Origin of the sequence: Streptomyces sp. URMC 127 (genome assembly GCF_051386535.1) — a bacterium.
Taxonomy (GTDB): Bacteria; Actinomycetota; Actinomycetes; order Streptomycetales; family Streptomycetaceae; genus Streptomyces.
This window is the reverse complement of the sequence record NZ_JBPQTW010000053.1, coordinates 22,671-34,315: the sequence shown is the minus strand read 5'-3', so window position 1 is coordinate 34,315 and position 11,645 is coordinate 22,671. Positions and strand designations below refer to the sequence as shown.

Genomic DNA, 11,645 nt, shown 5'->3' with positions numbered 1-11,645 from the left:
GGGCATCCGCAGCGGCTCCAGTTCGGCCATGAGCTCCGCCCCGGACCCCCGCCGAACGACGTTGCGGATCACCCTTCCGAAGCTGGTAATGTTCTACCCGTCACCGCGAGACGCGGCCGACACGCCCCCGTAGCTCAGGGGATAGAGCAACGGCCTCCGGAGCCGTGTGCGCAGGTTCGAATCCTGCCGGGGGCACTCCGGATCAAGGCCCTGAACTGCAGAAATGCAGTTCAGGGCCTTTCTCGTACATGCCAAAACACACACGGCCTATCCGACCGTTAAGCAATTGACTGCCATAACGCCCCTGACCAGGCCCTTTACAGAGACGAGGACGGAAAGGGCACCGTTCTCCGTCCCGCAGCAGGGGCAGCAGACGCCTGCGCGGGACATACGCGGGACGCAAACCTGCGCCAAACCGGCCGACGGTGACCAGCGCGCGGCACGAACCTCTCTGATCTGCGGCTTTCCTGAGCGACCGGGCGTGCGACGGGACGGCGCGTGGGACCGTGTGACTTTCGCGCGATGCAGGCGGGCCGCCGTAGAGTACGGGGAACGGGCCTCATTCCGGGCTCTCTCCCTTCCTCGGCTCCCAGGCCGCCAGGAGCACGGAAGCCGGTGCTGCCCAGTCCTCGGGGGCCTCCAGGAGATCGACGGACTCCATCGAGCCCTCCGGTGTGAGGAGTTGCTCACCGATCCCATGGGGCACCCACAGTGCAGCGGTTCCCCGATACCAGTCCACGGCGACCTGGTAGACCGCGAAGACCGCCAGCTCCCATGCGGTCAGCGAGTTGTACACAATCCCACCGTGCGGAGAGCGGTGCGGGGACGGTATCTGTACGCCTATGAGGCGCCAGGGGCGCCCCGCCGACTGTTCGGCAGCTGCGAGACGGGCTTGGTCGGCCCAGGCGGAGGTCAGTTGACTCAGCGCCTCTTCGGCCTCCTCCCGCCCCTTCCGGCGGCGCCCCAGGTTCTCGTGCAGCTCTTGGCCGGCCGACAGCGCAGCCATGGTGACCGACGTGGCGCCCCAGCGGGCATGGGCACGCCACGCCTGCCAGACCCTCCGCAATACGACGCGGGCATCGCGCCCGAAGATCCCGAAGCCGGTGCCGGGTGTCCCCTCAGGGTCGGCCAGGGAAGAGACGGCCGCCGCCTCGGCGAGCGCCCGGGGGGAGTAGAAACGGATCACCATCTGCCGCTTCTGCTCGACGAGCTTGGCGTACGCCGCCATTCGGGCTTCAGCCCAGGGATGCAACCAGGGACATGCAGCCAGGGCCTCGCCGGCTGTGATCAGCCGGTCCTGTGTGCCCTGCCAGTCGGCGAGGATCTCGTCGCGGCATTCCCTGGCCTGCCGGTAACGCTCCCAGGCGTCAGTGTCGTCTTCGTCCTCCGGGTACTCGCCCTGCGACAGCAGCTGTACCGCCTCGTCGACCTCAGCCTCGTCCGGAAGCTGCTCCTGTACGTCCTCGCCGTTGGTCCGTAGCCAGGAAAGGGAGTTCAGAGCGTCGAGAAAGACTGGCCAGCGGCCGTGGTCGGGCACCGGCCAGCGGCAGCTCCAGTTGGTGCAGAGTCGGGCCAGCGAGGAGGCGTCGAGGGTGAAGTCGACGGCGCGCACTGAGGATGCCTTGCGTAGGCGGGGGCATTCTTCGACCGCATGGATGAGCCCGGTCTCGGAAGCCGTGGTGAATCCCTTGAGGGGCGTACCCGTGAACGGACCCAGCGGTGTCCCGGGTTCGATGCAACGGCCGAGCACAACGGACAACGTTCCAGTTTCTGTCGCGGTCATGCGGCCGACAGTAATCCACGGCGTTCTTCACCGCAGGGGCGTGCCAATGGCGTCACTGATCACCCCTGTGGTGTGGGTCACGTAGCGTCGGCGCTTTTTAGATGGTCCCCTCGTTCGTTTCGTCATTCGCTGCGAGGGCGGGGTCCAGGCTCGGGCCTCGGTATTCGGGGTGGGAGCGGTCCAGGGCTCCGGCCACGTGGAGCGGCACGGGATGGCGGGTGCGCGCGTCCCAGGCGAGGGATTGGTGGCACAGTTGGGCTGCGAGGGCCGCGAGCTGTTCCGGATCACGTCCGCCTGCGTGGGGCACGGTGATCTGGACGGCGGTGAAACTGTGCCAGTCCTTGCGTTGGAAGGCTTCTTCTTCCGCGGGGAGGGTGAATCGGGTGTAGACGCCCCCGATGCTGCCGGCGCTGCCGAAGCCCTCGTAGGTTCGGGAAGCCTGGGCGGCGTACCAGCTGGTGACTCCGGTGCTCGCGGTGCGCTTATACAGCTGGTTTTGCGGCTTTGGCGGCCTTTTAGGCGACTTACGGTTGCTGGCGGCGTTTTCCACAGGTGTGGGTACTTCGCCGTATGAGGTGTTGATGGCCACGACGGCGACGGAGCGATCTTCGGTGCGCAGATCGTCACCGGGCAGGGGCCCTGTGCTGAAGTTCACGTTCTGAAGGCCGGGCCAGATCGTTCGGCATGCCTCGGTGTCGACGAAAACGATCAGCGGCCGGTCTGCGGGGAGCACCTTCAGGGCGGAGTCGATGTGCTGGCGCGCGAGAAGGGCGCCCTCCTCGTGGCGGGCGTGGCCTTCACGGCCGATCGAGCCGCGGCCGAAGGAGGCTTCTGCTTCGGCCTGGGGGCGCCAGTCGTGGCGGGCGTGATCGTAGGTCTTCAGCTGCCAGGGACGTGCGGGGTCGTTGCTGGTGTGGAGGGCTGTGAGGACTTCGACCATCTGCGTGCGGTCCGCCGCGCCGGGGCGGCGGTTGCTGATGCGCTGCTGGCGGATGTGGATGCCGACGAGGATGGGTTCGTCGTCCAGGTCAGTGACATGGACGAGTCGGTCGTCTACGCATCCGAGGCGGAAGAACAGGTCGCGCAGAGCATTGGCCGCCTTGTAGTCCGTAGGCGTCCCCGTTTTCCCGGATGGCTCGGTCGTATTGTCCGCCGGGTCCTCTTCTGTCGCGGGTTCCGGCTGACGGGCTAGGAACTGCGAGACGATATCGCGGTCGTACAGAGCACGACGCAGATCGCGCTTGTGGTCATGACGGTGCTGGTTGGCTTCGCGTTCCCGCTTGGTCGGCTTGGGATTCCAAATCGTCTCGACCCAGGCGCCGTTGGGAGTGCCGTCTTCCAAATCATCGAGAAATGCCAGCTCATTGTTCCAGTCGACTTGGTCGGCCCGGTCGAGGGCGGGCAGGCGACGGAAATGGATGGCGAGTTTGGGGGTGAGCAGGTGATCGGTGCGGTCGCTGCAGTCGATGGGTTGGTCGGGAGTCTCGGTATAGGCGGCGAGTGCTTCCGTCATACGCCGCCGTGTGGTGCCGTCGTTATAGAGGGCGATGATGCGCACGTGGTCGCTGCCGGTGGCGGAGAGAGCTCGGTCAAGGTCTGCGCTGCGGATGGCGCCTTTGGTCGCGCGGGTGAGTTCGATTCCGGTGCGTTCAAAGGCAACCTGGGTGATCTTCGGCCGCTTGATGGTTTGGCAGATGTGGTCGGAGAGGACCTTGTTGAATCGGGTGCCGACTCCCTTGCCGAGGGGATGCGGGATAGGGCCGGGAACGAGAACGCGGACCTGGCCGCTCAGTGTGGCCAGTTCCTTGTTGCTCGGCCATTCGGCGAAGTCCATGCCGCAGGCTTCGATGACTTCGACGGCGTGGTTGCGGGCGTAAGGTACCCACTCGCCGCCGTCATTCTTGGTGTGCCCGATAGGCATGCGAAGGATGGCGCCCTTCCCATGGTCAATGAAGGCGGTGCGGGTATTGGCCCAGTGGGTGGCCAGGCGGCTGAAGGTGGGCAGGACGTGGAGGGCGAAAAGCGGTTCTCCGGGTTGCGTGATCACGCGGAAGTCGAGTTTGTGGATGGCGTACCCGGTGGTCTTGGGGCGCTCAAGGCTGCGCTTGATGACGTGGTCCCAGCTGATGAGGCTGCCGCGGGTGTCCATGCGCCAACGGATGTTCTTCAGTTTCGGACCATTGGGGATGGGAAGCGGCTTGCGCGCCAGACGCTCGGCGAAGTTCCAGGCGGCAACACGGTAGAACCACCCCGGGGCGTGCGGCCGTCCTTCACGGGAGCCGCGGACGAAGTCGGCAAGCTGCCGCTGTTGTACGGCGGCTTGAACCAGGATCGGGGCGAGGGTATTGACATCGTCACCCTTGCGGACGCAGCGTTCCCAGGTCTGTACGGCGGTGTGGAGTGTCCAAGGATCGAAGGGGCGGGTGGTGACGGCAACGGCGGGGCAGGCGAACTCGTCGTCGGTGAATTCAAAGGTATCCGGCATGAGGACGACGGGCTGGCCGGAGACGGCGCTGAGGGCCGAGGCCAGTCCTGCGTACGGCGGGTGACGGGGCTTGCCGTTGTGGTCGCGGGAACAGGGCAGGTCACGCCAGGCTTCGCCGAACTCTCGTTCCAGCGGATAGACCGTGACCTGGCCAAGTGCGGCGTGCGGGAACAGGAATGCAAGTGTGGTGATCACCGGGTGGTCTTTCGAACGTGGCGGTCGGCGAAGGTGAAGAAGGCGTCCAGCGTGGTGCCGTACAAGGTGTGCATGCGGTCCAGCTCCCCGGTTCTGGCCCATTCGCTGCGCAGTTCGCGGATGAGGTGGGGCAGGTCCGAGTTGCCGCGGGCGTCGAGGAAGGCGTAGTCGACGAGCTTGATCCGTCCCGGGGTGCCGCCGCGGCGGGCCCGGCCGACGAGTTGGATCAGGCTGATGACGAGTTCGGCCGCGAAGGCTCTCTTGGCTCGGCGCGGCAGGGCACGGAGGTACCGTTCGCTTTCGACGAGTTGCTCGAAGTACGTGCCGGCGACGCTTCGGCGGCGAGCCAGTTCCTTCCAGGGCTCCGAAGTGGCGGCTGCCTCGTCGAGAGCTCTGGCTGCCACATGGGCGAGGAGTTCATCGGGCTCGTCGACGAGCGGCACGGGCCGGATGGCGACCCAAATAGAGCCGATCGCGGACTTGTTGGTCTGCGGGGCGAGGATGTTCAGGCCACGCTCGGCTCGCCCCAGCGGGGCGATCAGGATGCGTGCCTTGGGCAGCCGGGTGAAGGATTCCAGCTGGTCGCCGGGGATTTCATGCCAGAGCGGGTCGTCTGTGGCGTCCTCACGGGCGACGGGTTCGTCGTCTGGTCGGGGCCGGACGGCGATGGCGATCAGTCCTGGCTCGGCTCCTGCGGCCAGCAGGCCGTCGCGCAGGTGCTGGCAGCTGTCGTAGGAGGTGGTGGCGAGCAGGATGGAGTCCTGCACGCGCTGCTTGCTCTGGCCGCGCAGGTGCCGCAGTTCTTCCCGGAGCCGGGGCCACATGCGTTGCCCAAGAAGCTTGGTCGCTTCGATGCGCTCCTTGCCCGTAACCCCCGAGATGCGCAGCATGTCCGAGTCGAGGCCGGGGAAGAGTTCCGCCTCGACGCTCACCCCGTGATCGACGTCGTCGGGTACCCACCAGGTGGGCGGGGTGTGTACGTGGTGCCGGTGGGCGCCGGGGGCGTAGGAGGTGGCGGACAGGCCGAGCACCACGCGCTTGTGGCCGCTGTGGGCGAGTGCGGTGATCTGGCCGAGCGTGGTCACATAGGTATGCGGGTCGCCGCCGAAGGCGGAGACACTCAGTCGTGTGTCCTCAGGTGTTCCTGGGCGGACGTCCTCGGTGAAGGCGAACATGAGCCGGCCTTGCGGCCCGTGCGGGATCGCGCGCCAGGCGCTGAAGGGGCCCAGGACGTCGGCGATGTCGCGTGCCGCTTCCACGCCCGCGAGCTTCAGCTGCTGGGCGTTGTGGACGAAGCGGTAGAGCAGTCGGCGCAGCGGTTCCAGAAAGGCCCGGCGTAGCATGCGGTCGATCACGTCTGCTCTGACCTGCTGGTTGGGCACCCAGCGGCTGAGCAGCTTCTCCAGTTCCCTGCGGATATGGCTGAAGGAGCCGGCGGGCTCTTCCGGGTCGGTCACTGCGCGCAGCAGGTGAGCGGTCTGGCGTAGGTGCTCGGGCAGTGACTCCACGGTGACCTTGCGCTCGTAGAGATCGGCGAACTGTTTCCGCTCGGCCGGGTCGGGCGAGAAGGCACGTTCTTCCGTGGTGATCAGTGCCTCGTCATTGGCCAGGTGAGCACGCAGCTGGGTGCTGAGCCAGCCGTCCCAGCGTTGAGGGATGATCCACCGTTTATCCCTATCGGGGCGTGTGGTCCGCTTCTTGCCTCCGGTCTTCTTCTGCTTGCGCAGGGAGGGTGCGAGCGTTCCGTGCGCGAGGTGTCCGGCATAGCTTTCAGCGAGCCATCGGGTCCGCATGAGGGTATTGCGCATGCTCTCATCCAGCGCGGGGCGGATACGCCCGAACGCCTGGATGAACTGGCTGTCCAAGGTGAGCAGCGGGCGTTGGTCCTGACGGTTTCCCCAGGCCAGGGTCATTCCTCGCCCCGCCCGGCCGAGGACGAAGGACTGAAATCCGTCCACCTCGTCGATGGCGGTGAACTGGCAGCGGCGCGCGATGAGTTCTTCCACCGGCATCCGCTCGACGACCCCACCGCCCTCCACCCGGACGGGGATGTGCAGGTGCCCCTGGTAGAAATTCGCGTGGGTGGTGACGATGATCTGCGCGCTGCACGCCTGACGGGCGAGGCGGAACTTTCCGCAGCTGTGACGGAACGGGCAGGCATATGGTCCTCGCCTCGCTACCTGCCGCCTGCCCTGCCCTGGCACCGGTGACGGGCCATGCGGCACGAGGCCCTCGCAGTGCTCGTGCCCGGGCACCCACGCGTCCACCTCCTCGTCCATGGTCGCGGTGGCCGGCAGCGCGCATCCGTAACCCAGCCGATCTGCCGCCCATTCGACGAACTCGCGGTCCCTCGATTCCGCGGCGACCTGCTCTAGGGCCGCCATCGTGCTGTTGGGTGACATCAGCGGCACGACCAGGCGGTCGGGGTGCTTCACTCCGCGGGCGCGTAGATCGGCTTCGATTCCGTGTGCCATCCTCAGCGCGGCGATCGTCGTGGGCACCACCAAGGCCAGCGAGATCTGCTCTGGCACAGCCCACGATCCGAGGCTGCGCATGAGCACGCTCTTGCCGAAGCCGGTGGGGGCCTGCAGCACCTGGAGGTTTCCCGCACGCAGCCGCAGGACGTCGCGCACCGGCTGGTTCTTGCCCGTGCGCAGCTGACGGAACAACGGGTCCAGGGACTGGGTGCGGAAGGTCTGGCCGGCGTCCTGGTCGAGGTCGGCGTTGAGTTGGAGGAAGTCGCGGATCTTGACCGTGATGTCGTCCGCGGCCGGAGATGTACGCACCGTCGGCCATGCGGCGTCCGGGGCCGCATGGTGCTCCTCGAGCGTGTAGTGAGCCTGTACCGCCCAGGTGTGGTCGTGCCCGGCGACCGGGACGCGCAGCGTGGTCACGTAGCTTCCCGGTTCAGCTGCCGGCATCGGGCGGCTGTTTTCCGCACGGAGTCGTTCGATCTCGTCGAGCAGCAGGTCGGCCAGTTCACGGGGAGGCATGCCGTGCCGGGCTGCCAGCTGACCGGACTCCTGCAGGACGTACTCGCTGACTGCTCCGGTGGCCAGGAAGCGCTCGGCGTCGGTGCGCAGTGACTCCTCGTTGCTCAGCCTGTTGGGCCTCTGCCGCAGCATCCGGCCGATGCGCTGCTGGTCATCGTCGGTCAGACCGGCATACTCGGTCCAGGCGTCGTAGCTTCCGCTCAGCAGGTAGCAGACACGCTCAAGGTCCGTACCGGTGCCGCCGTCAGCCGTGCGGAGCGGGAAGTGCGCCTGGGCTACCGCGCAGGCGCACGCGATGATCTTCGGCAGTAGACGGCGGTCGAGTGCGGTTTGGGTGTCGTCATCCAGCATCTGTCGCATCACCGGCGTCTGGCCTTCCTGATCTGGGACTTGGCCCGCGCGATGACCTCGCTGGCCAAGAGCACCTCCAAGTTGGGCAGAAGGTCAGCCAGTTCGTCGCGCTGTGTTTCCCCTCGGTAGTCGGGGATGACGATCGTCCGGGCCGCCGGTGGCTTCCGGCGCAGCTTGTCGGCCAGCGATACCGCGGACTCGTAGTCCTTCAGGTCGATCGCCGTCATCCAGCCAGTCGCGGGAACCTGAATCAACAGGTCATACCTGTCCTTGTGAGGCCAGATCTCCACATGCAGCCCGTGGGGCCGCATCGCCTCCAGCCGATCGAAGAGATAGATCTCGCACACGCCCGGGACGACGATGTGGCGCCACACCGCCGTCTCCACGCACACACTCCGGTCCGGACCGTCCGCCTGGAAACAGCGGGCTGCCGGCTGCCGCGGCACATCCCCGTCCCGGGGCTGCAGGAGCGGGCGCCCCTTGGAGGAGCTACCGCGGACGTAATACACCGCGTTGTGCAACGGAAAACGGCAGCGCACCTCCATGCCGTCCACGTGCATGGGCCACCGGCACACCGGGCACGGCCACCAGACGCGGCCCTGGAAGACCTGGTCCGCCGGGATCGGCAGGTACCTCACCGACTTGCGCATGCCCACCGCTTCGCCGAACAACTTCGCCAACTGACGCTCTCCACCGGCTGGTTGCCTGATGACGAACGCGCGATGCGCCGTGTACTCGGCGTCGGTAGCACCGTCGTTGATGCGGCGGAAGGCTTCGTTCTCCACGAGCTCGGCGTGCATCCACGCCCACTTCGGCAGCCAGCCCCGGCCCGGATCCACCCCACCGCTGAGCAGCTCGACGACGTCCTCGCAGCCCACGCCGTAGACATCGTCGGAGAGACGGCCATCCTCCAAGACCACCAGCCGGCCTTCGGGCGCCCCCTCGAAGATCTCCGGGGCGATGCATTCAAGCCGCTGGTGAAGAGCCTCCACGAGCGCGGACGGTGTGGCGGGTCCGCGCCCCGGCCCGCAGACGGACATGACCACGCCCGTCATACGGGCGATCTCACGGCGGGCGGCCGGCTCCTCGTACCGGCAGGTATGGGCATACCCGGCCCTCACGGCGGCACTGGTCAAAACACGGCGGCGGTACAACACGGCATCGGATGGCAGCATTGCCATCAGACCTCCATCTCACTTCATTAAGTGACCTCGATAGAGCTGTCTGTGACGGCAGAGCATGCCAGACGCCTCCCCCACTTCCACAGGCGTCGCGGAGTGGCGTGGCGGGCCACTTTGGCATGTGACCAGCGGGAACAACGCGCAATAGGGCGTGAACAATGGCCCACACATTCACCCGTTCAAGGGAATGCGCGGCAATTCGGGCGAGGCCATACTGCACCTGCTAAGCAACGGGACCACCTGCGACCTTCGGACGCGAGCGGGTGATTGCTACGTGGCGTAACGCGCACCGCGCAGGGAACTCGGGGCCGTACCGGCGGCGCCCCACAGCTGTGTCAGCAGCCCAACTTCCGCCACACGGCAGCGCTCAGCGCATGCATCGAGTAAACGTCGCTACGCGTACTGCCCCAGCAGCGCTTCGATGCGCTGGTTGGCGATCGCCTGCCGCCCGTACAGGCACTTGGCGTAGCGGGTCAGAAGCACTTCGACGCTGTTGCCAGCTCTTTCGGCGACCTCGGTGGGGTCGACGCCGGCATTGAGCCAGGTCGACAGGGCAGAGTGGCGCAGGTCGTAGGGGCGGCCCGCGAGCGGCGAGTCCACCAGATCGGGCGGGAGAGCCAGCTCGCGCGCTTCGTGCCAGACGCGGTCGTAAGTGCCGGAGGCGACGATGCCGCCCCGTTCGTTGAAGAACAGGCGCCCGTCGTCTGCTGTGCCGAAGGTCTCGACGCTCTCCCGCCACAAGCCCACCAGCTCCGGCGGCAGCGGCACCACCCGCGTTTCGTCCACCGGGCGGTTCTTGAGCCCCCGCTCATCATGGACTCTTCCGGTGTCCGTCCACTTCTTACCCGCCTGCGGCAGCGAGCGGTGCAAGGTGACCCGCCCCCAGCCCTCCAGGGGTAGGACACAGTCCGGCAGGGCCACCGCGACCGCTTCCGCGGGCCGCAGCCCGGCGTAGTACATGCCGGCGAACACCCCGACGAGGCGCCGACCGCGCGCCCGCCGGTAGCCGCCGACATAGGAGGCGGCGCATATCAACGAACGGGCTTGGACGGGGTTGGCCACCACTCTGGGGTCGACCTGCTGGACGGTCTCGGCCGCACGCCAGTTGATCGAGGCGAGCGGGTCTGCAGGGAGCTTGCGCTGCTCGACGGCGTAGCGCAGCGCGTTGACCAGGACCTTGTGCTTGTGCCGCTGGGTCTCGGCCGCCGCTGGCAAGCCGTCCTGTTTGAGTCGGAGGGACTGGAGCACCGCCCGCAACACCGCAGGGTCCAGCAGGTCGGACAGGGGGCGCGAGGCGCCCGCAACCCAGCGCAGCGCCAGCCGGACATCATTCGGCATCCCGCCTGGCTCCGGCCCGGCCACGACGAACGCCCAGCCCCGCAACGCACGCCGCAGCAACGGATCACTCGGCCGCCCCCGGACATCCCGGAGCATCGACAGCGTGATCGCGCACAGCGCGTCATTGGTCTCGTCCCTGGTCTTCGCCGCGATCAGCGGCCAGCGCATCTCCATGTACTCCAAGGCAAAGGCGTACCAGCTCAGACTGCCACGGTGGTCACCAACCCCCTACGGCCTGTGCCAGCGCGACCCTGCTCCACAGCGGCTGCTTCCCGGGCGGCCCGGACGAACGCGGCGCCGAGCTCATCGACCAGCGCCCGCACCTCCATCGCACCGGCTACGACACGCTGATCTCCCCGCCGCATGACAGCGCCCACGCTTCCCTCGCGGTTCCGCCTGGGAACGCCGTACCCCCGTACAAACGGACTTCTCATGACGTCCACCACCCTTCTGTGCAGATGAACGCCTCACGCCCGCCAAGGCATAACGTCCAGGACAATGCGCTCTCGGGCCAGCCGGGAGGATGCGAGGTAGGATCAGTGGCATGAGCGAGCCCACCGGCAAGTATTCGATCACTATGCCGCGCGACATCGCGGAAGCCGCCCGCGCCCGCAGCGGGCCCTCGGGCCTATCCGCCTACGTCGCCGCCGCCGTAGCCCGACAGATCGAACGCGACAACCTCAACGAACTCATCGCGGTCGCCGAGGCCGAACACGGCCCCGTCACCGATGAGGAAATCCAGGCGCTGCGCGAGCAGCTCCAGCAAGCCCGCCGGGAGCAGCCACATGACGGAGCCGACACCGCGTGACCCGCTCCCCCGCCGTGCCCGGCGGCACTCTGGTTCTCGACAGCGAGGGACTGGCCAAGGCGGTCCTGCGTGACCGGACGGTCACCGGATGGCTCGCCCTGTCCCGCGCCGACGACATGCGGGTCATCACCTCTGCCGCCACCCTCGTAGAAGTCGTCCACCCCCGCATCAACCGCCCCGCCCTGGAGTGGGCTCTCTCCCGCATCGTCGTCGAGCCGGTCACCGAGCCCCTCGCACGCCAGGCCGCCGCTCTCCTCACCGACGCCGGCCTCCACGGCCACAAATACGCCATCGACGCCATGCTCAGCGCTACCGCTCTTGCCGCCCCCGGACCTGTCACGGTGCTCACCTCGGACCCAGAGGACCTCGCCGCGCTGGGCGGCGGACGCTTCACCGTCATCAAGATCTGACCGTCAGCCTCCGCGTCTTCGCCGCCCCGACCGCACGCCACGTCAGCCTGATCGCCGACCATCACGCAGGCATACGGCCGCCCGGGAAGACCGATTCGTCG

General features: G+C 67.3%; 7 protein-coding genes and 1 tRNA gene. 3 read left to right on the top strand and 5 right to left on the bottom strand.

Translation table 11 applies throughout. The features are described from left to right. Positions 1 to 123 precede the first annotated feature (123 nt). Positions 124 to 195: transfer RNA gene (locus ACSNOH_RS14440), tRNA-Arg, on the top strand. Between the two features lie 364 nt (positions 196 to 559). Here ACSNOH_RS14440 and ACSNOH_RS14435 read toward each other — a convergent pair. The 5 genes from ACSNOH_RS14435 to ACSNOH_RS14415 form a co-directional block, all read right to left on the bottom strand. Continuing rightward, complete coding sequence (locus ACSNOH_RS14435; protein ID WP_436721706.1) at positions 560 to 1,783, bottom strand: hypothetical protein; 1,224 nt, start codon at positions 1,781 to 1,783, stop codon at positions 560 to 562. 97 nt (positions 1,784 to 1,880) lie between these two features. Further along, positions 1,881 to 4,463, bottom strand: a complete 2,583-nt coding sequence (locus ACSNOH_RS14430; RefSeq protein WP_436721705.1) for an RNaseH domain-containing protein — start codon at positions 4,461 to 4,463, stop codon at positions 1,881 to 1,883. Next, on the bottom strand, positions 4,460 to 7,807 hold the full coding sequence (locus tag ACSNOH_RS14425) for a hypothetical protein (RefSeq protein ID WP_436721704.1): 3,348 nt from the start codon (positions 7,805 to 7,807) through the stop codon (positions 4,460 to 4,462). Before ACSNOH_RS14425 ends, ACSNOH_RS14430 begins: the two co-directional genes overlap by 4 nt. An 8-nt stretch (positions 7,808 to 7,815) precedes the next feature. Next, the gene (locus ACSNOH_RS14420; RefSeq protein ID WP_436721703.1) at positions 7,816 to 8,988 is read right to left on the bottom strand and encodes a hypothetical protein; all 1,173 of its coding nucleotides are present in this window, start codon (positions 8,986 to 8,988) and stop codon (positions 7,816 to 7,818) included. A 393-nt stretch (positions 8,989 to 9,381) separates the two neighbouring features. Next, positions 9,382 to 10,509 carry a tyrosine-type recombinase/integrase gene (locus ACSNOH_RS14415; protein WP_436721702.1) on the bottom strand — a complete coding sequence of 376 codons (1,128 nt, stop codon included), beginning with the start codon at positions 10,507 to 10,509 and terminating at the stop codon, positions 9,382 to 9,384. Positions 10,510 to 10,870: 361 nt separating this feature from the next. On the opposite strand from ACSNOH_RS14415, the gene ACSNOH_RS14410 reads away from it, so the two are divergent. Continuing rightward, positions 10,871 to 11,134 carry a CopG family transcriptional regulator gene (locus ACSNOH_RS14410; RefSeq protein WP_436721701.1) on the top strand — a complete coding sequence of 88 codons (264 nt, stop codon included), beginning with the start codon at positions 10,871 to 10,873 and terminating at the stop codon, positions 11,132 to 11,134. Further along, positions 11,131 to 11,544, top strand: coding sequence for a type II toxin-antitoxin system VapC family toxin (locus ACSNOH_RS14405; protein WP_436721700.1), 414 nt, complete (start codon positions 11,131 to 11,133; stop codon positions 11,542 to 11,544). The genes ACSNOH_RS14410 and ACSNOH_RS14405 overlap by 4 nt, the downstream gene beginning before the upstream one ends. The last annotated feature ends 101 nt before the right edge of the window (positions 11,545 to 11,645 follow it).

What these genes read in the sequence shown, in the direction of transcription:
- ACSNOH_RS14435 (WP_436721706.1), bottom strand. Translation starts at nt 1,783, where the DNA reads ATGACCGCGACAGAAACTGGAACGTTGTCCGTTGTGCTCGGCCGTTGC.
- ACSNOH_RS14425 (WP_436721704.1), bottom strand. Translation starts at nt 7,807, where the DNA reads ATGCTGGATGACGACACCCAAACCGCACTCGACCGCCGTCTACTGCCG.
- ACSNOH_RS14420 (WP_436721703.1), bottom strand. Translation starts at nt 8,988, where the DNA reads ATGGCAATGCTGCCATCCGATGCCGTGTTGTACCGCCGCCGTGTTTTG.
- ACSNOH_RS14410 (WP_436721701.1), top strand. Translation starts at nt 10,871, where the DNA reads ATGAGCGAGCCCACCGGCAAGTATTCGATCACTATGCCGCGCGACATC.